Here is a 23512-nt window from a genome sequence, read left to right as displayed (position 1 = left end):
CCCTACCGTGAGCGACCTGACGTTCGAGATCAAAAGCCACCCCGCCCCGCGGAGCGCCGAGGAGCGGACCGCGCTCATGGCGAATCCCGGCTTCGGCAAGGTGTTCACCGACCACATGGTGATCGCGCGCTACTCGGCCGGCCGCGGCTGGCACGACGCGCAGATCAAGGCGCGCGAGGCGATCCCGCTCGATCCCGCCGCCGCGGTGCTGCACTACGCGCAGGAAATTTTCGAAGGTCTCAAAGCCTATCGCACGGCCGACGGCGGGGCGGCCCTGTTCCGGCCGGACGCCAACGCGCGCCGCTTCCGTCACTCCGCCGAGCGCCTGGCGATCCCGCCCTTCCCGGAGGACGCCTTCGTCGAGGCGATGCACGAACTCGTCAAGCTCGACCGCGCCTGGATTCCCGACACGCCGGACGGCAGCCTCTATCTCCGCCCGTTCATGATCGCCACCGAGGCGTTCCTGGGGGTCAAGCCGGCCTCCGAATACCTGTTCCTCACCATCGCGTCGGCGGTGGGCTCGTACTTCAAGGATCCGAACAGCACCGTCACGGTCTGGGTGTCGGAGCACTACACCCGGGCGGCGCCGGGCGGCACCGGCGCGGCCAAATGCGGCGGCAACTACGCGGCGAGCCTCGCCGCGCAGTCGGAGGCGACGGCGCAGGGATGCGAGCAGGTGGTCTTCCTCGACGCGGTCGAGCGCCGCTTCATCGAGGAACTCGGCGGCATGAACGTGTTCTTCGTGTTCGGGGACGGGACGCTGGTCACGCCGCCGCTCTCGGACAGCATCCTGCACGGCATCACCCGCGACTCGGTGCTCACCCTGGCGAAGGAGGCCGGCCTCACCGTGAAGGAGGAACCCTACGCCATCGACGCATGGCGCGCCGACGTGCGTGAGGGCCGCCTGACCGAGGCCTTCGCCTGCGGCACCGCGGCGGTGATCACGCCGATCGGCACCGTGAAGGGCCGCGAGGAGAGCTTCACCATCGGGAACGGCAAGGCCGGGCCGGTGGCGCAGCGGCTGCGGACCCTGCTCGTCGATATCCAGCGAGGCAACACCAACGATGCCCATGGCTGGTTCCAGAAGGTGTTTTGAGACTTCTCAACCACTTGCATTGGCAGAGCGTGGATCGGGCTCGCCCAGCCTGCTTGCCAGACCTGCCACGCGCCCTCCCTCCCCCCTCTGCGGGGGACGGGTCGGGACGAAGTCCCGCAAGGGGGGAGCGACGGTGCAGCACCCGGCTCCGCCCTTCTTGCCGGTCGCGCGTGTCCCTGAAGCCGCGCTCCCCTCTCCCGACCCGGCCTGACGGCCGGCCCACCCTCCCCCGCAGAGGGGGGAGGGAGACGCGCGGATGATCGACGCGGCAGCCAACACCTCGGAACCGCCCGTCGGCCCCTGGAATCCCGGCGTCCGCTCCGACCTGCCCGCCGCCTTCCTGCCGCTCGTCACCGTCTACCGCCCGGAGCATGTCGAGACGCCGCTGCGCGACGCCCTCGATCTCAGCGACCTGTGCGGCCTGCCGGCCCGGCAGCTCACGCGCTTCCGGGCGAGCCGCCTCGTGGTCCATGAGGTTCTGATCCGGGTCATGTCGGATCTGTCCGTGCCGGTGGGCGCGGTCTATGCCGATCTCGGCGTGAATTTCCGCGCGATCGTCGCCACGATCCTGCGCGAGGGCGTCGAGCCCCGCCTCAGAGAGGTCGAGGACGCGCTCACCCGGATCCGCGCCGAGGCCGACGCGGTGCTCACCCGCGAGATCGCCGCTATCCTGGACGATCCGCCAGCCCCTCCCCCGCCGGAGCCGCGCTGGCTCGATCGGCTGCTCGGCCGCCGCCCGCCAGCGGTAGAGGCACCGCGCGTGGACCGCGCGACCCGGGCTCTGCTCCACATCGAATCCTGGCAGCGGCGGGCCTTGGACACCGGCGACGGCCTCGAGATCGCCGCCTGCGAGGCGCTGCGCATGGTCGTGTCGGGCCTCATCGCCCGGCAGAATACGCTGATCCGCGACGCGGCCCTCCTGCGCAGCCTCGCCGGGACACTGGTCAGCAACGGTTACGGCAGCCGCCGCATCGGCGCGATGATCGAGCCCTGGATCGCCACCGTGATCGAGGCGCGCGGCTACCGCCGGCTCGCGGCCCAGGCCCATCCGGTGGTGATGAACGTCAAGGGCGCCTCGGCCTCCGGCAAGAGTACCATCCGCCCCTATCAGCTGGGCCTCGCCCGGCGCCTCGGCATGGCGTGGTCCGACTTCGCGGTGATCACCCCGGATGTCTGGCGCAAATACCTGCTCGATTACGACAGCCTCGGTCCGGCCGCCCGCTATGCCGGCACGCTGACGGGCTACGAGGTCGAGATCATCGACATGAAGCTCGACCGCTACGTCACCCGGAAGGCCTCCGAGCGGCGGATCTCGAACCTGCTGATCGACCGCTTCCGGTTCGACAGCTTCCAGGCCGAGGCTGGCTCGGATGGGGGTGGCCAGCTGCTCACCCGGTTCGGCGACCGGGTCTACATGCAGTTCATGGTCACGCCGCCGGCCGACACCGTGGAACGCGCTTGGCGGCGGGGCGAGATGTTCGGCCGCTACAAGGCGGTGGAGGATCTGCTGGCCCACAATGTCGAGGCCTATACCGGCATGCCGCGCCTGTTCTTCAACTGGGCACTGTCGCGCGACAAGCAGGTGGTCTGCGAGTTCCTCGACAACAGCGTGCCGCTCGGCGAGCGCCCGCGTACCATCGCGTTCTGGGCCGACGGGATCCTCAACATCCTCGACGTGAAGGGGCTGATCGACATCGACCGCTTCCGCAAGGTCGACATCTTTGCACGCGCGCCCGACGCCGTGTTCAAGGGCGCCGACCTCGCGGCTTCCGCCAATACCGGGTTCCTGCGGGAATGCCTGCGCCGGATGGCGGCGATCCGCTTCGTGCAGGCCGAAACCGGACGGGCGATCCTGCGGCTCGACCGTGGCCGGCTCACCGGGCTCGACCGCGACGCCTTCGCGGCTCTCGGCGACGGGCCGGACTGGGCGGCCGCTCGCACCCTGATCGGCGTACCGGCCGACCCGACCGCGATCCCCGCCCTCGACGAGACGCTGAACCCGGCCGAGGAGCCCACGCTCGGAGCCTGGGGTCCGCCTACGGATTCTGAAGCGGCGCCTCCAATGGCCGGTGCGGACCAGATCTGACGGGCGGCGGCTCCCGCACGCGGCGCCCTGCATGGACGCCGCGCGGTCTACGAGTCAGAGTTGTAGGCTGCGGCGCTCAACACTCGTATTCCGGTCAAGCGGAAAAATATCGCCGGACTGACAGTTCATACGGACCGTCTCGATCTGGTATATTGCATGCCTGGAAGGGATGTGCATGATTGGCTCCGCAATCGAGACGCCGCCACCGCAAGGCCGCGCCGCCCAAAGAGAGGCTTAGGGATGGAACGCCAGGATTCGCCGTCGGCGAAATGGTGGCAGCTCGCCTTCGGCGTGACCTGCATGGCCATGATCGCCAACCTCCAATACGGTTGGACATTGTTCGTCGATCCGATCGACCAGCGCTATCACTGGGGCCGGGCCGCGATCCAGCTCGCCTTCACGCTGTTCGTCGCCACCGAGACCTGGCTGGTCCCGGTCGAGGCCTGGTTCGTGGACCGCTACGGCCCGAAGATCGTGGTCGCCTTCGGCGGCGTGATGATCGCCCTGGCCTGGACGATCGACGCCTACGCCGACAGCCTGTTCATGCTGTATCTCGGGGCCGTGATCGCCGGCATCGGCGCGGGCTCGGTCTACGGCACCTGCGTGGGCAACGCCCTCAAGTGGTTCCCGCATCGCCGCGGTCTCGCGGCCGGCGCCACGGCGGCCGGGTTCGGCGCGGGCGCGGCCATCACGGTGGTGCCGATCGCCCGGATGATCGCCTCCAGCGGCTATCAGGACGCCTTCCTGTATTTCGGCATCGGCCAGGGCGCCGTGGTGCTGGCCCTCGCCTTCCTGCTGCGCAAGCCGTCGACGATCACGCCGGTCCAGCGCAAGAGCCTGCGTCTGCCCCAGACCAAGGTGGACCGCAGCCCCCGCGAGGCGGTGCGCACCCCGGTCTTCTGGGTGATGTACGCGATGTTCGTGATGGTGGCCTCCGGCGGCCTGATGGCGGCGGCGCAGATCGCCCCGATCGCCCACGACTTCCAGGTGGCCGGCGTTCCGGTGAGCCTGTTCGGCCTGCAGATGGCCGCGCTGACGCTGGCGATCTCGCTCGACCGGATCTTCGACGGGTTCGGCCGGCCGTTCTTCGGCTTCGTCTCCGACCATATCGGCCGAGAGAACACGATGTTCATCGCCTTCTCGACGGCGGCGGCGGCGGTGATCGTGCTGCTCACCTACGGCCACAACCCGATGGTGTTCGTTCTGGCCACCGCGGTGTATTTCGGGGTGTTCGGCGAGATCTACTCGCTGTTCCCGGCGACCTGCGGCGACACGTTCGGCTCGAAATATGCCGCCAGCAATGCCGGCCTGCTCTACACCGCGAAGGGCACCGCGGCCTTCCTCGTGCCCTTCGCGAGCCTGCTCTCGGCGGCCTATGGCTGGTCGGCGGTGTTCACGCTGATCATCGTCCTCAACGTCACGGCGGCGGCGCTGGCCATGTTCCTGCTTCGCCCGATGCGCGCCCGCTACCTCGCCGCGGACGAAGCCCCCGCGGCGCTCGCCGCCCAGCCGATCCGGGCGGCCTGAACACGCGCCCCTGAGACGACACGAAGGACGCCGAACACGCACTGATCTCCTATTCTCTCCCTCATCCTGAGGTGACGAAGCGAAGCGGAGGCCTCGAAGGAGGTCTCCAGGGATCGCCGAGACCTCTGGAGCCCTCCTTCGAGGCTGCTGCGCAGCACCTCAGGATGAGGGGGAGGATGGGAATTCGACACGCTCACCGGCTCAGAGAGCCGTAGCATTCATCCTCTGGAGAGACCCCCGATGACCGCCCTGGCCAAGATCGTCCATACCAATCCCGAAATCGACGCGGAGCCCGAGCTGACCGACGGCTTCCACCTCGTAATCGACGCGCTCAAGCTCAACGGCATCGAGACGATCTACGGCGTCCCGGGCATCCCGATCACCGATCTCGGCCGCATGGCCCAGGCCGAGGGCATGCGGGTGATCTCGTTCCGCCACGAGCAGCACGCCGGCAACGCCGCGGCGATCGCGGGCTTCCTCACCCAGAAGCCGGGCATCTGCCTCACGGTCTCGGCCCCGGGCTTCCTGAACGGGCTGACGGCGCTCGCCAACGCCAGCACCAACTGCTTCCCGATGATCCTGATCTCGGGCTCCTCCGAACGCGAGATCGTCGACCTGCAGCAGGGCGATTACGAGGAGATGGATCAGCTCGCCATCGCCAAGCCCCTGTGCAAGGCGGCCTTCCGGGTGCTGCACGCGGCCGATATCGGCATCGGCGTGGCCCGCGCCATCCGCGCCGCCTGCTCGGGCCGTCCGGGCGGCGTCTATCTGGATCTGCCCGCCAAGCTGTTCGCCCAGGTGATGGATGCCGAGGCCGGCCAGAAGTCGCTGGTCAAGGTGATCGATCCGGCCCCGGCCCAGCGCCCCGCCCCCGAGGCGATCGCCCGGGCGCTCGAGGTCCTGAAATCCGCCAAGCGGCCGCTGATCGTGCTCGGCAAGGGCGCGGCCTACGCCCAGGCCGACGAGGCGATCCGCGCGCTGGTCGAGACCAGCGGCATCCCCTACGTGCCGATGAGCATGGCCAAGGGCCTCCTGCCCGACACCCACCCGCTCTCGGCCGGCGCGGCACGCTCGACGGCGCTGAAGGATTCGGACGTGGTGCTGCTGATCGGCGCCCGGCTGAACTGGCTGCTGTCGCACGGCAAGGGCAAGAGCTGGGGCGAGCCGGGCTCGACCAAGTTCATCCAGATCGACATCGAGCCGCGCGAGATGGACTCGAATGTCGAGATCGTCGCGCCCGTGGTCGGCGACATCGCCTCCTGCGTGCAGGCGCTGCTCGACGGCATGGGCCAGGGCTGGCAGCAGCCTCCGTCCGACTGGATCGACACGCTCAAGGCCAAGCGCGAGGCGAACATCGCCAAGATGGCGCCGAAGCTCATGAGCAACGCCTCGCCCATGACCTTCCATGCCGCGCTCGGGGCGCTCCGCACCATCGTGAAGGAACGGCCGGACGCGATCCTGGTGAACGAGGGCGCCAACACCCTCGACCTCGCCCGGGGCATCATCGACATGTACCAGCCGCGCAAGCGGCTCGATGTCGGCACCTGGGGCATCATGGGCATCGGCATGGGCTTCGCCGTCGCGGCCGCGGTCGAGACCGGCAAGCCGGTGCTCTGTGTCGAGGGCGACAGTGCCTTCGGCTTCTCCGGCATGGAGGTCGAGACGATCTGCCGGTACGGCCTGCCGGTCTGCATCGTGGTGTTCAACAACAACGGAATCTACCGCGGCACCGACACCGACCCGACCGGCCGCGATCCGGCCACGACGGTGTTCGTGCCGGATTCCCGCTACGACAAGATGATGGAGGCCTTCGGCGGCGTCGGCTACCACGTCACCACGCCGGACGAGCTGACCCGCGCGGTCAACGAGGCGATGAATTCGGGCCGTCCGGCGCTCGTCAACGCCGTCATCGATCCGGCCGCGGGCAGCGAGAGCGGCAATATCGGCAGCCTCAACCCGCAGAGCGGGATCAAGAAGAAGAAGTGAGGGCGGGCCGAGGCCCCTGACTGGATGACCTTTGACGGCCGGATCGCTCAGCGGTCCGGCCGTTTCTGATGCAGACTGGACGCACCGCACGCGCTTCCCTCCCCCGCAGAGGGGGGAGGGAGAGCAGCGGATGCCATCGCTTCAATCCTGACGGCGACGCGCACACGCGAAGCCACCCGCCATTGTCCTAAGATGATCGACCCCGACCTCGCCGGCCGCCTGGACTTCCGTCACCGCCTGCCCACGCAGCAACCCCTTCCCCCGGGCCGGCACGATCTCGGGCTCTTCGCCGAGCGCGACGCAGTGCTGCTGGTCCCCGAAGGCGTCGATCCCCGCCGCCCCTCCCCGCTCGTGGTGCTGTTCCACGGCGGCGGCGGCAGCGCCGAACGCATCCTGCCGAGGCTGGACCGCCATGCCCAATCCGAAAAGTTCCTGCTCCTCGTCCCGCAATCACTGTTCCCGACCTGGGACATCGTCATCGCAGGCCACGGCCCCGATCGGGAGCGCGTCGCGGCGGCGCTGGAACACGTGGCCGACCGGTTCCTGCTCGACCCCGAACACCTCGGCTTCGCCGGCCATTCCGATGGCGGCAGCTACACGCTCTCCCTCGGCCTCGCGAACGGCGACGTGGCGAGCCACCTGATCGTCTCGTCGGCGGGCTTCCTGTCCGTGCACCTTCAAGTCGGCGCGCCAAGAATCTTCCTGTCGCATGGGACGCGGGACGCGCAGATCCCGATCGACCGGAGCGCCCGGGTGCACGTGCCGGCCCTGCGCGAGGCCGGCTACCCGGTCACCTATGTCGAGTATGACGGGCCGCACGCCCACCAGCCGGACGTCGTGGCGCAGGCCGTGGACTTCTTCCTGCGCGATCGGCCCGCGGATCAGGCCAGGGCGGGCTGAGCCGGAGCACGGAGGCGGGCCGGCGCCTCGGGTGTGCCGGCTTCGGCGAGCAGCGCCGGGATCAGGTCCGTCTGCGAGACGATCCCGACGAGCCGGCCATCGGCATCGACCACCGGGAGGTGGTGCAGCCCCGCCTCCGACATCCGCGGCACGAGCGCCGCGATGGGCATATCGGGCTTGACCGGCTCGACCGCGCTCATGATGTCGGCGGCGCAGCCATGGGGCGCCCGGCCCCGCTCGGCGGTGAGCAGGAGGCGGCGGCCGAGGCCGAGGCGCGGTCCGGACCGGTCCCAGGCCGCCTTGTCGAGGAGGTCGGTCTGGGTGACGATCCCGAGCACCCGAGCGCGCTCGTCGGTGACCGGCAGCGCCTTGATCCGGTGGCGGCGCAGCAGCCGCAGCGCCTCGGCGAGCGGCGCGTCGGGCGCCACCGCGATCACGTCACGCGACATGATCGCCGCGCAGGTGATCGGCCCCGAGCTGCGGCCGTAGACCCGCATCTGCACCCGCCGCAGGATCTGCTCCAGGTCGCCGCGATCGACGTCGAGGAGCTGGTCGAACTCTTCAAGCGCCGCATCGAGATCGGCGGCCCGGAATCCGACCCGGGCGCCCGAGGGCGGATCGGCCGTCCGCGGTCCGGCCGGGCGATGATGCGGGTAGGCGCGCCCGGTCAGGTTGTTGAACAGCAGGGCGGTGGCGAGCAGGATCAACGAGTTGGCCGCCACCGGCCAGAGCACGAAGCCGTAGCCCAGCGCCCGGATCGCCGGGCCGCCCAGCACGGCCGTCAGCGCCACGGCCCCGCTCGGCGGGTGCAGGCAGCGCAGGAGCATCATCAGGGCGATCGCCACCCCGATGGCGCAGGACGCGGCCACGAACGGATCGGCGATCCACCCCGCCGCCGTGACGCCAACCAAAGCGGCGACCAGATTGCCGCCGAGGATCGACCAGGGCTGCGCCAGGGGACTCGCCGGCACCGCGAAGAGCAGCACCGCCGAGGCGCCCATCGGCGCGATCAGGATCGGCAGCGCCTCGGCCGGGACGGAAGCCCGGCAGACGAGGCCGGTCGCCAGGATCCCCACCAGGGCTCCGGCAGCGGAGCGCAGGCGCTCGCGCTTGCTGACCGGGGTCAGCTCCGGAAGAAAACGACTCAGGAACGTACGCATCGGATCCGAGGCTCGCACATGAAAAGGACGACGCCGAGGCGGCGCCGTCCTGTCTCAGGATCGCGGAGGGCGTCCCGTTCCTATCAGACCGCGCGGGCCTCGTGCATGGCCCGGATCTGCTCCTGCGTGTAGCCCAGACCCGCCAGCACCTCGTCGGTGTGCTCGCCGAGCAGCGGCGAAGCCTTCACCTCGACCTTCATGTCGGAGAACTTGATCGGGCTTCCGACGGTCAGGTACTTGCCGAGCTTCGGATGCGCCACCTCGACGACGGTGCCGCTCTCGCGCAGGGACTTGTCCTCGGCGATCTCCTTCATCGACAGCACCGGCGCGCAGGGGATGTCGTAGGTGCGCAGGATGTCCACCGCCTCGAACTTGGTCTTGTCCGCGAGCCACTCCTCGATCGTCTTGAAGATGTCGAAGATCTTATCCTGACGCGCCCGCGGAGTGTTGTAGGCGGGATCGGTGATCCACTCCTCCTTGCCGAGCGCCTTGCAGATCGGGGCCCAGGCGTGGCCCTGGATCGTGAAGTAGATGTAGGCGTTCGGGTCGGTCTCCCAGCCCTTGCACTTCAGCACCCAGCCCGGCTGGCCGCCGCCGCCCGCATTGCCGCCGCGCGGCACCACGTCGGAGAACTCGCCGTGGGGATATTGCGGGTATTCCTCCAGATAGCCGAGCGCGTCGAGGCGCTGCTGGTCGCGCAGCTTCACCCGGCAGAGGTTGATCACCGAGTCCTGCATCGACACGGCGACCTTCTGGCCCTTGCCGGTCTTGTTCTTCTGGTGGAGCGCCGTGAGGATGCCGATGGCCAGATGCATCCCGGTGTTCGAGTCACCCAGCGCAGCGGCGCTGACGGTGGGCGGGCCGTCCCAGAAGCCCGTGGTCGAGGCAGCACCGCCCGCGCATTGGGCGACGTTCTCGTAGACCTTCAGGTCCTCGTAGTGATGGCCGTCGGAGAACCCCTTCACCGAGGCAAGGATCATGCCCGGGTTCAATTCCTGGATGCGGGCCCAGGAGAAGCCCATCCGGTCCAGCGCGCCGGGGCCGAAATTCTCGACCATGACGTCCGAATCCCGGATCAGCTTCTCGAGGACTTCCTTGCCGGCCTGGGTCTTGGTGTCGAGGGTGAGCGAGCGCTTGTTGGAGTTCAGCATCGTGAAATAGAGCGCGTCCGCATCCTCGACGTGGCGCAGCTGCGTGCGGGTCACGTCGCCGGCGCCGGGGCGCTCGACCTTGATCACGTCGGCGCCGAACCACGCCAGCAGCTGCGTGCAGGCCGGGCCGGCCTGGACATGCGTGAAATCGATGATCTTGATGCCTTCCAGCGGCTTGCTCATGGGGCGTCCTCCCTTGGATTGATTGGCGTTGGGGTGAAGGCGATGCCCGGCGGACCCGTTCAGGCCGGCACGGCGGCTTCGAGCTCGGCCACGCGCTGGCGCAGCCGCTTTTCTTCCGACCAGCGCTCGGTCTCGTCGCGGATCACCGCCACGATTCCGGTCACCCGGTCAGCGGAGTCCCGGACCATCCCCACCGTGAAGGCGATGGAAAGCTGGCTTCCGTCCTTGCGGATCGCCGGCACCCTCAGGGTCTGCGCCCCGTAGCGTGTGGTGCCGGTCCGCATCGTCTTGGCGTAGCCGTCCCAGTGCCGACGGCGGTGCCGCTCGGGCGTGATCAGGTCCAGCGTCTGGCCGAGTGCCTCCGCGGCGGTGAAGCCGAAGATCCGCTCCGCAGCCGGATTCCAGACGGTGATGGCCCCCTCCGGATCGGCCACGACGACCGCATCCCCGATCGCATCGACGAGACCCGCGAGGTCGTACGGCGCGGCGGGCCGCGCGCTGGTGTCCCCATCCATCAAGGGATGCGTCATGGGCGGCCTTTCTCTCCGGGATTGGAGCTAAAGTTCCAGCTCGCTGGTCCCGTGCCCGCGTTTCCGCGCCCAGAACCGTTGGTATTTGGTATGCCATATGGGGAATGGCGTCAACGCCCGGCTCAAGAGCTGCACTTTCATTCCGGGCCGATCTGTATCCCGGAGGCGCAGGCCATCGGCCCGGATCCCCCGGCCAGCAGGCCTATCGTGTTCTCAGATTTGCCGCTTTCGGCGCGCAGGAGCGCGGCGGCCGACAGCTCGGACCGGCGGTTCGGCACCCCGCCCTGGAGTCATCCGGTGATCCGCTTCGACAAAGTCAGCAAGGTCTACCGCACGGACGGTCACAAACGGACCATCCTCGAACAGGCGACATTCACCCTGAAGCCGGGCATTTCCTACGGGATCCTCGGCATCAACGGCGCCGGCAAATCGACCACGATGCGGCTGATCGCCGGGACGGAGGACGCGACCCGGGGCAAGATCCATCGCGGCCTGCGGGTCTCCTGGCCGCTGGGTTTCGCGGGCGGCTTCCACCCGAAGATGACCGGCCGCGACAATGTCGTGTTCGTGGCTCGGATCTACGGGGAGGACCCGCGAAAAGTCCTGGATTTCGTCGAGGACTTTTCCGAACTCGGCAGCTACCTCGACGTGCCGATCTACACGTATTCATCCGGCATGGGCGCGCGCCTCGCCTTCGGCATGAGCATGGCGATCCCGTTCGACTGCTACCTGATCGACGAGATCACCTCGGTCGGCGACGCGCGCTTCTCCAAGCGCTGCGACGAGGTCTTCTCCCAGCGCCGCAAGAACGCCGACATCATCATGGTCTCCCACTCCATGGAGACGATCCGGCAATGGTGCACGCAGGGCCTCGTCCTGCTCAATGGCCGCGCGATCATCTACGAGGACGTCAACGACGCCATCGAGGTCTACCGGCGGCTCAACGCGTGAGGCGCCGCGGCCCGCGGATGGGCGGACATGCTTTTGCCGTGTCCGCGTGAGAGACCGATCGGACGCGTGCGCCGCCTTGCGGACAGGTGCTTCCAGACGGATCGATCTTCAGGGCCGGGGAGGCCGGGAATCAAGCCATGAACATGGAGATCCGGAAAGCCGAAGGGCAGCCGGTCACGACCGCGGAGCGCCAGCAGGCGATCACCGAGTCGCTGCGGCAGATCGCGCGGATGTCGCGCTTCGCCGACCGCAAGAAGGGCATCCGGTCCTACCAGAGCCACGTCAAGAACGACCCCTGGATCCCGATCCTGTTCGCGGTCTGCTTCGTGCTGCCGACGCTCGCCGGCGCCCTCTATTTCGGGTTGATCGCCTCTGACCGGTACGTCACCGAGGCGCGCTTCGCGATCCGGCCGGCCATCGGGACGGCCGACAAGGCGGCCCCGGATTCGGTGGGGACCAGCGCCGGCGTCCCGACACAGATGGTGGCGCAGGACACGCTGATCACGAAGGAATACATCGTGAGCCGGCCGATGCTGGAGACCCTCGAGGCGCAGCTGCCGCTGCGCGAGTGGTTCGGCAACGACAGCATCGACTACATCTCGCGCTTCGATCCGAGCAAGCCGATCGAGAAGTTCCTCCGCTACTGGAAGCGGCGCGTCGATATCGACATCGAACCCAATTCCGGGATCATGGCCGTCACCGTCGAGGCGTTCGACCCGGATCAATCCCTCGCCATCGCCAAGGCCGTCATGAAGGAGGCCGAGCGGATGGTGAACGACCTCAGCGTGAAGGCGCGCGAGGACTCGGTGGCCGAGAGCACCCGCGAGCTGAAGCTCGCCGAGGAGCGGATGACCAAGATCCGCCTCGCCATGCGCGACCTGCGCAACCGCGAGGGCGTGCTCGACGCGCAGAAATCGAATGAAGTCAATCTGAAGATGATCGCCGAGCTGCGGGCCTCGCGGATCAACCTCGCGGTCCAGCTCGCCATCGGCCAGCGCGATCTCGGCCCCGAGTCGCGCCGCATCATCGACATCAAGCAGCAGATCAAGGATCTCGACGAGAACATCGCGCGGATCGAGCGGCAATCCGCCAGCCAGGATCCCGAGCAGAAGCGCCTTCTCTCGGATGCGCTGACGCGGTTCGAGGCGCTGGAGAACGACCGGAAGAACGCCGAAAAGTACTACCAATCGGTGCTGACGGCCCATGAGCGCGCCCGCATGATCGCGGCGCGCCAGATCGAGTTCTTCAGCCCGATCGTGGAGCCGGTGCGGGCCGAATCGTCGACGGAGCCGCGGCGCCTGCTGATGATCAGCCTCATCACGGCGGGGTCCGCCGTGCTGTTCGCCGCCGCCATGTTCGCGCGGAAGATGATGGCCTGAGAGGCGACACCTCGACTCAGCGGTCGGAGCCGGCCGGCATGCCGGACCGGCTCGCCGCGGGTCCGACGGTGCCGCCGGTCCAGCCCTGGGCGCGCCAGCCCTCGGCGCGTTCGTCGAGATCGATCGAGCCCGATTGAGCCAGGATGCCGAGCACCCGGTCGGCCCTGCTCTCGTCGGCGCGGACCGTGACCAGCGTCCCGCCACGGCGGACGCCCTCGGCATAGGTCTCGGCCTCGCCCTCGCTCAATCCCGCCCCGGTCAGCCCCCCGATCAATCCTCCGGCGGCGGCGCCGACGCCCGCGCCGGTCACGGTCGCCACGAGCCAGCCCGCAGCCACGACCGGCCCGAGTCCGGGAATGGCCAGGAGGCCGAGGCCGGCGAGCAGACCCGCACCGCCGCCCAGCACCGTGCCGACCGTCGCGCCGGTGCCGGCGGAATCGATGGTCTCGTCGGGCTCGTGTGCCTTGTCGATCGGCGACAGCGCCGCGGCCTCGGGGTCGGTCCGATTCGAGATGATGCTGATCTCGCCGTGGGGAATGCCGGCAGCCTCGAGCTGATCCACCGCCCGGGCGGCGTCCTCGTAATCGTCGTACAGGGCGGTCAATGCGCGTGCGGCCATCGAAATCTCCCGGATCCGCGGCGACGCCGCCGGCCGGACACGGTGGGACCGTCGCCGGGCGGTGCGTTCATCGCCCCGTCAAGCGGCGGAAGCGCACCGGGTTCCCGATCCCGTCGGCGGCCCTCTTAACGGGCCGCTAACCATCCACCCGGCAGATCTTGCCGGGTTCGCCGCGGGAAACGCGTCCCGGACAGGCGGCGACGGGTGGGATCGATGGCGGAGACGGCGAGCGCGCCGACACGGATGGGTCCGGCGGCCATACTGGGGCAGTTCGCGCTGCCCAGCCGCGGCGACGTGCAGGCCCTGTCGAAGCGTTCGGATCTCCTGTTCGCCACCGGCGTGCTGGCGATCCTCGCGGTCCTGATCTTCCCGCTGCCCGCCATGCTGCTCGACCTGCTGCTGGCGGTGTCGATCATCACGTCGGTGCTGATCATGATGACCGGCCTGTCGATCGACAACCCGCTGGAATTCACCGTCTTCCCGACGCTGCTGCTCATCGCCACGATGCTGCGGCTCGCCCTGAACCTCGCCTCGACCCGCCTGATCCTGGGGCACGGCCACGAGGGCACGGCGGCGGCCGGCCACGTGATCGAGGCCTTCGGCCGCTTCGTGATGGGCGGCAACTTCGTGATCGGGATCATCGTGTTCGCGATCCTGATCATCGTGAACTTCGTGGTCATCACCAAGGGCTCGGGCCGCATCGCCGAAGTCGCGGCCCGCTTCACCCTCGACGCCATGCCCGGCAAGCAGATGGCGATCGACGCCGACCTCTCGGCCGGGCTGATCGACGAGAAGGTCGCCAAGGCCCGGCGCGCAGCCCTGGAGGAGGAATCCTCCTTCTTCGGCGCCATGGACGGCGCCTCGAAATTCGTGCGCGGCGACGCTGTGGCGGCTTTGCTGATCACCTTCATCAACGTGGTCGGCGGCATCATCATCGGCGTGGCGCAGCAGGGCCTGAGCTTCGGCGAGGCCGCCAAGAGCTACACGCTGCTCACGATCGGCGACGGGCTCGCGAGCCAGGTTCCGGCCCTGATCGTCTCGACCGCCGCGGGCCTGCTGGTCTCCAAGGCCGGCGTGAAGGGCGCGGCCGACAAGGCGCTCGGCAAGCAGCTCGCGCATTATCCCAAGGCGCTCGGCATGTCGGCGGCGGTGATGCTGCTGATCGCGCTCCTGCCCGGCATGCCGATGCTGCCGTTCCTGCTGCTCGGCGGCGGCGCCGGCTACGCCGCGTGGCGGATCAACAAGACCGCCAAGGAGGCTCCACCCCTCGACGCAGAGGGCGCCCCGACGGACGCGAAGGGCGTCGCGGCCGCCAAGGAGGAGACCGTCACCGACCTGCTCAGGCTCGACGACCTGAAGCTTGAGATGGGCTACGCGCTGCTCGCGCTCGTCAATGGCGAGGGCCAGGATCGGCTCACGGATCAGATCAAGGCCCTGCGCCGGCAGCTCGCGGCGGAGCTGGGCTTCGTGATGCCCTCCGTGCGCATCCTCGACAACGTCCAGCTCGATGCCAACACCTATGTGGTGCGGGTGAAGGAGATCGAGGCCGGCACCGGCCGGATCTTCCCGGGCCAGTTCATGGCGATGGATCCGATGGGCGGACAGGTCCAGCTGCCCGGCCAGCACATGCTGGAGCCGACCTTCGGGCTCCCGGCCACCTGGATCGATGCGGCGCTCCGCGATCAGGCCCAGGTGAAAGGCTACACCGTGGTGGATGCCGCCACCGTGGTCTCGACGCATCTCACCGAAGTGATCAAGGCGCATGTCTCCGAGCTCCTGAACCACGTCGAAGTGTCCAAGCTGCTGCGCGAGCTGCCGAAGGAGCATACCGAACTCCTCAAGGAGATCGTGCCGTCGCAGATCTCAACCACCGGCATCCAGCGGGTGCTGCAATTCCTGCTGGCCGAGCGCGTCTCGATCCGCGACCTGGGGGCGATCGTGGAGGCGATCGCGGAGGTCGCGGGCGGCGTGAAGAACCCGCGCGACGTGGTCGAGCACGTCCGTGCCCGGCTCGGGCGGCAGATCTGCGCCCAGTATCAGGACCAGAACGGCAGCCTGCCGATCATCACCCTGTCGCCGGCCTGGGAGCAGGCCTTCCTGGAATCGATCGTCGGCGAGCGGGAGGAGCGCTACCTCGCGATGCAGCCGTCCAAGCTCAGCGACTTCGTCAACGCCGTGCGCGACCGGTTCGAGACCGCGGCGCGGCAGGGCGAGATGCCGGTCCTGGTGACCTCGGCGCAGACCCGGCCGTTCGTACGCTCGATCATCGAGCGGTTCCGCCGGGAGACCCCGGTGATGAGCCAGGCGGAGATCCACCCGCGGGCGCGGCTGCGGACGGTGAGCTCTATCTGAGGGTGTACGGAGTCAGGGCGCCGACGGCTCCGCATTTCCTCTCTCCCCTGCGAGGGTAGGGCGGCACCTGCGTCAGCAGGGGGCGGGAGACGGGAACCCGGGTTGAGAAAAAAGGGCGGGATCTACACGCAGCACTGAACTTTGAGCCTCTCACGAAACTCCCGCTGCGCTGTCGCGGCCAGAGGGAAATGTCCGGTGCCCGGGAGTTTTGTGAGGAGCTCTTTGTCCTGCAGCGTCGCTCCCCTCTCCCGACCCCCGTCGGGGGCCACCCTCCCCAGCAGAGGAGGGAGGGAAATAAGCCCACCGACCGACTTCACACCGCCTTCTGCTTGAGTTCCCGCTCCAGCTCGTGCGGATCGAGCCCCGGCGCGACGACCGGAGGATCCGGCACCACGGCCGCCTTCGATCCGTTCGCCGCCGAGCCGATGGCCGCCGCGAGCCGGGACCGCTCGAAGGCGATCACCACGATCACCGAGATCAGCGCCGGGATCCAGAAATAGAAGATCCGGAAGATGATCACCGCGGCGATGATCGCGTCCTTCTGGGCCTCGTCCGTGATGTGCATGGCCGTGATGAACACGATCTCGAACACGCCGAGGCCGCCCGGCGCATGCGAAGCCAGGGCCACCGAGAACGAGGCCAGGAAGATCGCCAGCACCGGGATGAAGCCCGGATTCATCGCCTCGGGCAGCGCGAAATAGATGATGCCGGCCGCACCCAGCAGCTCCAGCGGCGCCGCGAGGAGCTGGCGCACCATGATGCCGGGCCGCGGATATTCGAGCTTGAAGGACCGGATGTGCAGCGGCCGCAGGTGCAGGATCGAGCCGATCACGTACAGGCCGACAAAGCCCAGCATGCCGATGCCGACGATCAGCGCGGTCTTCGGATCGGTGAGGAAGCCCGGCAGCTTGCCCTCGAGCCGCGACAGCAGGTTCGGATCGACCACCAGCGTGAACCCGCCGAGCAGGACCGTGCCCAGGAAGAACGTGAACGAGCAGAGGGCCACCAGCACGGCCACCTGCGCCGCGGTCAGGCCCTTGGCGGTATAGGCCCGGTAGCGCACCAGGGCACCGGAGAAGACCGAGGCGCCGATATTGTGCGAGAGCGCGTAGGTCGTGAACGAACAGAGCGAAACGAACAGCCACGAAATGTGGCGGACGCCCAGATGCAGCAGCGCGATCCGGTCGTACCAAGCGAGCGCCGCGTAGGCCACCAGCGTCGAGAGAGCCGCCAGCACGATCCGGTGCGGCGGGATCGCCAGCACCGCGGCCCAGATCGCCGACAGCGAGGTCGTCTTCAATTCCTGATAGAGAAAATAGCCCGAGACGACGACCGCGGCGAGGCCGATGAGTGGCCAGATGAACTCGCTGATCTTCTTCATGAACACCGACGCCCCGGGGAGAGCCCCTGATGCGCCGTCACGCGGCGCCCTGCAAGCGGCGTGACGCCACCCGAGGCCCCCTTGTCAGGTGATCATGACGGTTTCGTGCCGGGCGGCCGGCCGAGGCGGCTCCGGCCCCCCCCCGCATCAACCGCGGGCGCGGTTCAACCCGATGCCGTCCATCGCGGCCTGATCGCGGACCGATTCGGCGGCCCGCTCGGCGGTACGTTCGCGGTCGTTCAGGATCTCGACCTTCTTCAATTCCTCGAACGCCTCCCCGAGTTCGGCCTTGGCCTCCGCGAGCTGGCCCTCCAGCGCCTGGGCGGACTGGCGCATGTTGTCCCGGCGGGTCGCCGCGGCACGCGCATAGGTCGGATAGGCGAAATGACCGACATCGGTGATGCCGGCGCGGGCCTCCTCCACGGCGACCTCGCGGTCGAGCTCCACCGCCATGCGCTGGAAGTCGGCCATCATCATCTCGATCTGGGTCACGCGCCGGCGCTTCTCATCGACCTGGAAGCGGCGCAGGCGGATCAGCGTGTCACGCGATTTCATCAGGACGCTCACTCCACGCAACGCTCAAGGCAGGGCCCAGAATGACGTCGGATCCCTGCCCCTAGGCCCCGCCGACAATCTGACCGAGCCGTGCGTAACCATCGCCGATGGACGTTGCTTCTTCCTTACCCTGCCCAAGAAAAGCCTCAAGATGAGGCATGAGCGCCACCGCCTCGTCGACCTCCTGGGACGAGCCGGCGCGGTAGGCGCCGAGCCGGATCAACTCCTCCATGTCGGCATAGGTCGAGAGCACCCGCCGCGCTCTTCGAACTACCGGCAGGTAGGCCGGATCGCAGGATCGCGGCATGGTCCGCGAGACCGAGCGCAGCACGTTGATCGCCGGATAGCGCCCGCGCTCCGCAATGGCGCGCTCCATGACGATGTGGCCGTCGAGGATGCCGCGCACCGCGTCGGCCACCGGCTCGTTGTGGTCGTCGCCCTCGACCAGAACGGTGAACAAGGCCGAGATCGTCCCCTGCCCCACCCCCGGGCCGGCCCGTTCCAGCAGGCGCGGCAACTCGGAAAACACCGTCGGCGTGTAGCCCTTGGCGGTGGGCGGCTCTCCGGCCGCGAGGCCGATGTCACGCTGGGCCATGGCGAAGCGCGTGATCGAATCGATCATGCACAGCACCTTGGCGCCCTGATCGCGAAAATACTCGGCCACCGAGAGGGTCACGTAGGCGGCGTTGCGGCGCATGAGGGCCGGCTCGTCCGAGGTCGCCACCACCACCACGGAGCGGGCGAGGCCCGCAGCGCCGAGATCGTCCTGCAGAAACTCCTGGACCTCGCGCCCACGCTCGCCCACGAGCCCGATCACCGCCACGTCGGCCGCGGTGTAGCGGGCGAGCATCGAGAGCAGCACCGACTTGCCGACGCCCGAGCCGGCGAAGATGCCCATCCGCTGTCCGGCACACATGGTCAGGAAGGTGTTGATGCAGCGGACCCCGAGATCGAGCGGCCCGCCGACCCTGGCGCGGGCATGGGCCGGCGGCGGATCGGCCCGCAGGCTGTAGATGTCCGGCCCCTGCGGCAGGGGGCCGAGCCCGTCGACCGGCCGACCCAGGGCATCGATCACCCGGCCGAGCCAGCCGCCGGACGGGCGGATCGCCCCCGCGGACTCGTCGCGCACATAGGCCGGGCAGCCCCGGCGGACGCCCTCCAGGGAGCCGAAGGGCATCGCCAGCGCCCGGTCCCCCTGGAAGCCGATGATCTCGCAGGGGACCAGTCCATGGCCGTTCGCGCCCTCGACGTCGATCCGGCCGCCGAGCCGCATCGCCGCCACGGGCCCGGCGACCTCCACGAGCAGGCCGCGGATCGCCACCACCCGGCCGAAGGTCTCCAGCACCTCGACCCGCTCCAAAGCCGCCCGCGCCGCCGCGAGGGAGGAAACGGGTCTTGCCGAATCCTGTGTCATGAGCCGCGCTCTCAACGCTTCGTTTACCGGCCTCCTTAACACTGCGATCCACGGGCACGTAGCGGCTCGGTCCGGCGTTGGGTCCCGGCCAAGCTCGATGAAATCGGGCGCTGTGGCCGGTGAACCACAACTCAGACCGAAGCGTTGCGTGAGAAGTACTTAGACCGCAGGGGCGGAGGCCCCGGTCGCGGGCGCCACGGAATCACGGTCCCGGACGGGGCCGGAGGAGGCTTATTCTTCCGGTCAAGCTCGCGGATCCGCGAACGAGGCGCTTGCGGACGGGAATCAGGTTTTGTTAACGATTAATCCATAGCGTCCCACGTCAAGCATGACGAGGCGCCCGTCCACAGGCCGGTGGCGGGCGAACGATGGGACGTGTCTGCGCGCTGATGCGGCCGGCGGGGCTGGGGACCGACGATGCGGGTACTTTTGATCGAGGACGACAGCGCGACCGCGCAGAGCATCGAGCTGATGCTGAAGTCCGAGAACTTCAACACCTACACCACCGATCTCGGTGAAGAGGGTATCGACCTCGGCAAGCTGTACGATTACGACATCATCCTGCTCGATCTGAACCTGCCCGACATGTCGGGCTACGAGGTGCTGCGCAACCTGCGCGTGGCGAAGGTGAAGACGCCGATCCTGATCCTGTCCGGCATGGCCGGCATCGAGGACAAGGTGAAGGGCCTCGGCTTCGGCGCCGACGACTACCTCACCAAGCCGTTCCACAAGGACGAGCTGGTGGCGCGGATCCACGCCATCGTGCGCCGCTCGAAGGGCCACGCCCAGTCGGTCATCACCACCGGCGACCTGATCGTGAACCTCGACCAGAAGACCGTCGAGGTCGGCGGCGCCCGGGTGCACCTGACCGGCAAGGAGTACCAGATGCTGGAACTCCTCTCGCTGCGGAAGGGCACGACGCTCACCAAGGAGATGTTCCTCAACCATCTCTACGGCGGCATGGACGAGCCGGAGCTGAAGATCATCGACGTGTTCATCTGCAAGCTGCGCAAGAAGCTCGCCAACGCCAGCCAGGGCAAGAACTACATCGAGACCGTCTGGGGCCGCGGCTACGTGCTCCGGGAGCCGATGGACGGCGAGGAGCGCATGGCGGTCTGATCCGCCAAGCGATCCGATCCCGAAAAACCCCGTGCGGTCCGGCCGCGCGGGGTTTTCGCGTTTTGGACGCAGCGCGCGAGATGTCGGATATCCCGACAGATCCCCTCATCCTGAGGTGCCGGAGCGCAGCGCAGGCCTCGAAGGAGCCCTCCAGCTGGCCGCGCGATCCCTGGAGCCCTCCTTCGAGGCCCGCTTCGCGGTCACCTCAGGATGAGGGGATCTGTTGGGAGAAGCCGAGGCTTCAGCGCGCCTTGGAAAAAACCTGCGCGGCTGGCGCGATCACCACGTAGTTGCCGCAGGGCGCGGCCCGGCTGATCACTGCGCTGGCGACGCCCCAGACATAGAGGCCCCGCCGATCCTGCGCGACGACCGGTCCGCCGGAATCGCCGAAGCAGACCTGGGCGCCCCGGGCCTGCGCGATGGTCAGCCCTGTGGTGCTGGCCGCCAGCGGCGTCAGCGCTGCCGTACGCAGCCGCCCGACGCCGTTCCCCGACAGGCCGGCCCCGGCGATCCGCAGGCTCTTCGGGACACGTTCCGGATCGGCCGCCAACGCGATCGGCCGGCGATCGCGCACCGGCTCGGTCAAGCGCAGCACGGCGAGGTCGAGGGAGAGATCGGCGAGGCTCACGTCGGGCGCCGCGTTCGGCAGCATTTCCCCCGGATCGGGGCTGTAGCGGGCGGCGATCCGTGCGCCGTAGACCGGCGGCGTCGGATCGGAGCCGCGGAAGAACACCACCAGCGCCCCGAGGGGATCGCCGTTCACGCAATGCGCCGCGGTCAGCACGAGGTCCGGTGCGATGAGGACGCCGGTGCAGCGGGTCAGCTTCAGCGCCTCCTCGGGCTGGGTGATCGTGCCGATGGCGACGGTGGCCCGCGCGAGGGCATCCCGCCCCGCCGGCGCACCGCCCTGGATCGCCGCGGCCGGCCCCGAGAGGCCGAGCCCGACCCCCAACGCCAATCCGGCGCAGGCAAGCCGCCCTCCGAGGGTTCCGAAGATGCTCACGTGCGGATTCTCTCCCGGCGAACTGTCCTGCCTGACAGATGCGAGCCGCAACCGTCGGCGCAAGCGAGCGAGAGGACGCAGCCGAAACGTCAGCGCGCCACTGTCCACGTCGTCGTGCCGTCCTTGTTGTCCTTCACGGCAACGCCCATCGCGGCGAGCGCATCGCGCGCCCGGTCGGACGCGGCCCAATCCTTGGCGGCCCGGGCCGCCCGGCGGTCGGCGATCAGCGCCTCGACCGCCGCGACGTCGATGCCGGAGGCGGCGACCGCATCCTGCTCACGGCCGCTTCGGGTGCGTGCGAGAAGGCCGAACAGGTTCGCCCCGGCCCGCAAGGCACCGGGCTCCGCCTCCGCGCCGCTGAGCCGGTGAAGTTCGTTGATCGCCGCCGGCGTGTTCAGGTCATCGCACAGGGCGTCGACCACTGCGTCGGGGATGCCCGTCGCCGCCGGCTCGTCCCCGGCGGCGTTGTACCAGCGGTCGAGCACGCGGCTCGACTCCTCGAGGCCGCGCAACGTCCAGTCGATCGGCTGGCGATAATGAGTCCTGAACATGGTGAGCCGCACCACCTCCCCCGGCCAGTCCTTCAGCACGTCGCGGATGGTGACGAAGTTGCCGAGCGACTTCGACATCTTCTCCCCCTCCACCTGGAGGAAGCCGTTGTGCAGCCAGACATTGGCCATCACGGGCGTGCCGAAGCAGCAGCGCGATTGCGCCACCTCGTTCTCGTGATGCGGGAAGATCAGGTCGATGCCGCCCGCGTGGATGTCGAAGGTCTGACCGAGATGCTTGGCCGACATGGCCGAGCACTCGATGTGCCAGCCCGGCCGCCCGGGCTCGGCGATCCCGGCCGGCGACGGCCAGGACGGCTCGCCGGGCTTCGCCGGCTTCCACAGCACGAAATCGAGGGGCGAGCGCTTGTAGGGCGCGACCTCCACGCGGGCGCCCGCCTCCATCTCGTCGAGGGGGCGCTTCGACAGGCCGCCATAATCCGGCATCGACGGTACGTCGAACAGGACATGGCCCTCCGCCACGTAGGCGTGGCCGGAGCGGACCAAAGCCTCGATCATCGCGACCATCTCGGCGATGTGATCCGTCGCCCGCGGTTCGATGAAACGGGGGCGCTCGCCGGCCACGTTCACGTCCTCGGGCATCAGAACGCCGAGGTCGCGCACGTCGCGATGGAATTGCGCCAGCGTCCCGTCGGTGAGGTCGCGGATGGTGATGCCACGCTCGGCGGCCCGGGCGTTGATCTTGTCATCCACGTCGGTGACGTTGCGCGCGTAGGTGACGTGCGCCGGCCCGTAGAGGTGGCGCAGCAGCCGGAACAGCAGGTCGAAGACGATGATCGGCCGGGCGTTGCCGATATGGGCTGTATCCCAAACGGTCGGACCGCAGGCATACATGCGCACATGCTCCGGATCGATCGGCGCGAAGCTCTCCTTGGCGCCGGTCAGCGTGTTGTAGAGCCGCAACATCGGCGCCATGAAACCCATCCTCCTCCCGGCGCAGCCGCCGGCAAAACGAGCCAGCCCTCAGAGGCCTACGGAGCGCCCACGGCCAAGAACGGCCGAAACGTGGCGCATCAGGCGATGCCGCCACGGCATCCTGTTGCATCGCCGCGACGGCGCGGGCCGCGCGATGGGGCTAACGCAAAAGCGTGAGAAATTCGAGAAGGCCTTAGCGCCTTGCGGGTAAGGCTTCCTTAACCGCGCCGTCGGACCGTCCGGGCCACGAACCTCACGCCGCAGATCCTGTGCTCAAGGACCCTCGATGCGACGCTCGGCCGCCGGTATCCTCGCCCTCGCCACCGCCTTTGCCACCGCCGGACTCGCGCATGCCGCGCTGGCGGGCAGCGACGGCGAGACACCCGCGAAGGCGCCGAGCCACGTGGAGAAGACGTTCCTCATCCCGTCGAGCGACGGCTACGGCGTCGGCGAATGCCTGACGACGCCGGGCAGCAGCTGCGGCCAGGTCGTCGCCAACGCGTGGTGCGAGGCGCAGGGCTACGCGGCGGCCAATTCCTACGGCGTCGCCGCCGCCGACGAGTACACGGGCGCGATCAGCGGCCCCGTGCCGGCCCCGACCGAGCGGCCGATCCGCATCACCTGCCAGGACTGACC

Annotated in this window: 19 protein-coding genes; 10 read left to right on the top strand and 9 right to left on the bottom strand. The window is 68.7% G+C overall.

The window, feature by feature from the left end:
• Window positions 1-7: 7 nt before the first annotated feature.
• The 5 genes from FVE89_RS27500 to FVE89_RS27480 all read left to right on the top strand — a co-directional run bounded on the left by FVE89_RS27500 (window position 8) and on the right by FVE89_RS27480 (window position 7595).
• Entirely contained in the window at window positions 8-1096 is a 1089-nt protein-coding gene (locus FVE89_RS27500; protein WP_161393320.1) for a branched-chain amino acid aminotransferase, read from the top strand.
• Between the two features lie 256 nt (window positions 1097-1352).
• Window positions 1353-3182: a hypothetical protein gene (locus FVE89_RS27495; protein WP_161393319.1), complete on the top strand. Its 1830-nt coding sequence runs from the start codon at window positions 1353-1355 to the stop codon at window positions 3180-3182.
• A 240-nt stretch (window positions 3183-3422) separates the two neighbouring features.
• Entirely contained in the window at window positions 3423-4709 is a 1287-nt protein-coding gene (gene oxlT / locus FVE89_RS27490) for an oxalate/formate MFS antiporter (protein WP_161393318.1), read from the top strand.
• Window positions 4710-4949: 240 nt separating this feature from the next.
• Window positions 4950-6695, top strand: coding sequence for an oxalyl-CoA decarboxylase (gene oxc, locus FVE89_RS27485; RefSeq protein ID WP_161393317.1), 1746 nt, complete (start codon window positions 4950-4952; stop codon window positions 6693-6695).
• Window positions 6696-6887: 192 nt separating this feature from the next.
• Window positions 6888-7595 (top strand): esterase, encoded by a 708-nt coding sequence (locus tag FVE89_RS27480; protein ID WP_161393316.1) that lies wholly within the window; start codon window positions 6888-6890, stop codon window positions 7593-7595.
• Here FVE89_RS27480 and FVE89_RS27475 read toward each other — a convergent pair.
• The 3 genes from FVE89_RS27475 to FVE89_RS27465 all read right to left on the bottom strand — a co-directional run bounded on the left by FVE89_RS27475 (window position 7577) and on the right by FVE89_RS27465 (window position 10604).
• A complete protein-coding gene (locus FVE89_RS27475) occupies window positions 7577-8755 on the bottom strand; it encodes an HPP family protein (RefSeq protein ID WP_161393315.1) in 1179 nt (392 codons plus the stop codon). The two genes, FVE89_RS27480 and FVE89_RS27475, sit on opposite strands and share 19 nt — an antisense overlap.
• An 83-nt stretch (window positions 8756-8838) precedes the next feature.
• A complete protein-coding gene (gene frc / locus FVE89_RS27470) occupies window positions 8839-10089 on the bottom strand; it encodes a formyl-CoA transferase (RefSeq protein WP_161393314.1) in 1251 nt (416 codons plus the stop codon).
• 59 nt (window positions 10090-10148) lie between these two features.
• Window positions 10149-10604 (bottom strand): PAS domain S-box protein, encoded by a 456-nt coding sequence (locus FVE89_RS27465; RefSeq protein ID WP_161393389.1) that lies wholly within the window; start codon window positions 10602-10604, stop codon window positions 10149-10151.
• A 312-nt stretch (window positions 10605-10916) separates the two neighbouring features.
• On the opposite strand from FVE89_RS27465, the gene FVE89_RS27460 reads away from it, so the two are divergent.
• Window positions 10917-11570 carry an ABC transporter ATP-binding protein gene (locus FVE89_RS27460; protein ID WP_161393313.1) on the top strand — a complete coding sequence of 218 codons (654 nt, stop codon included), beginning with the start codon at window positions 10917-10919 and terminating at the stop codon, window positions 11568-11570.
• Between the two features lie 137 nt (window positions 11571-11707).
• Window positions 11708-12949, top strand: coding sequence for a capsule biosynthesis protein (locus tag FVE89_RS27455; protein WP_161393312.1), 1242 nt, complete (start codon window positions 11708-11710; stop codon window positions 12947-12949).
• A 16-nt stretch (window positions 12950-12965) separates the two neighbouring features.
• Here the strand turns inward: FVE89_RS27455 and FVE89_RS27450 are convergent, their stop codons facing one another.
• A complete protein-coding gene (locus tag FVE89_RS27450; protein WP_161393311.1) occupies window positions 12966-13568 on the bottom strand; it encodes a hypothetical protein in 603 nt (200 codons plus the stop codon).
• 213 nt (window positions 13569-13781) lie between these two features.
• Here FVE89_RS27450 and flhA point away from each other — a divergent pair, with 213 nt between their 5' ends.
• Complete coding sequence (gene flhA / locus FVE89_RS27445) at window positions 13782-15920, top strand: flagellar biosynthesis protein FlhA (RefSeq protein ID WP_161393310.1); 2139 nt, start codon at window positions 13782-13784, stop codon at window positions 15918-15920.
• Window positions 15921-16233: 313 nt separating this feature from the next.
• On the opposite strand, the gene FVE89_RS27440 is transcribed toward flhA, so the two are convergent.
• From FVE89_RS27440 to fliI, 3 genes are all read right to left on the bottom strand, one after another.
• Entirely contained in the window at window positions 16234-17301 is a 1068-nt protein-coding gene (locus FVE89_RS27440) for a lysylphosphatidylglycerol synthase domain-containing protein (RefSeq protein WP_161393309.1), read from the bottom strand.
• 147 nt (window positions 17302-17448) lie between these two features.
• Window positions 17449-17856, bottom strand: coding sequence for a flagellar export protein FliJ (gene fliJ / locus FVE89_RS27435; protein ID WP_161393308.1), 408 nt, complete (start codon window positions 17854-17856; stop codon window positions 17449-17451).
• 61 nt (window positions 17857-17917) lie between these two features.
• Complete coding sequence (gene fliI, locus FVE89_RS27430) at window positions 17918-19270, bottom strand: flagellar protein export ATPase FliI (RefSeq protein WP_161393307.1); 1353 nt, start codon at window positions 19268-19270, stop codon at window positions 17918-17920.
• A 417-nt stretch (window positions 19271-19687) separates the two neighbouring features.
• On the opposite strand from fliI, the gene FVE89_RS27425 reads away from it, so the two are divergent.
• A complete protein-coding gene (locus FVE89_RS27425; protein WP_161393306.1) occupies window positions 19688-20389 on the top strand; it encodes a response regulator transcription factor CtrA in 702 nt (233 codons plus the stop codon).
• A 241-nt stretch (window positions 20390-20630) separates the two neighbouring features.
• Here the strand turns inward: FVE89_RS27425 and FVE89_RS27420 are convergent, their stop codons facing one another.
• The gene (locus FVE89_RS27420) at window positions 20631-21392 is read right to left on the bottom strand and encodes a trypsin-like serine protease (RefSeq protein ID WP_161393305.1); all 762 of its coding nucleotides are present in this window, start codon (window positions 21390-21392) and stop codon (window positions 20631-20633) included.
• A gap of 89 nt (window positions 21393-21481) precedes the next feature.
• Complete coding sequence (cysS, locus tag FVE89_RS27415; RefSeq protein ID WP_161393304.1) at window positions 21482-22876, bottom strand: cysteine--tRNA ligase; 1395 nt, start codon at window positions 22874-22876, stop codon at window positions 21482-21484.
• A gap of 286 nt (window positions 22877-23162) precedes the next feature.
• Between cysS and FVE89_RS27410 the strand changes: the two genes are divergently transcribed.
• On the top strand, window positions 23163-23510 hold the full coding sequence (locus FVE89_RS27410) for a hypothetical protein (RefSeq protein WP_161393303.1): 348 nt from the start codon (window positions 23163-23165) through the stop codon (window positions 23508-23510).
• Window positions 23511-23512 lie beyond the last annotated feature (2 nt).

The organism is Methylobacterium sp. 2A (assembly GCF_009806555.1).
GTDB lineage: Bacteria > Pseudomonadota > Alphaproteobacteria > Rhizobiales > Beijerinckiaceae > Methylobacterium.
This window is presented reverse-complemented; position numbering and strand designations above follow the sequence as displayed.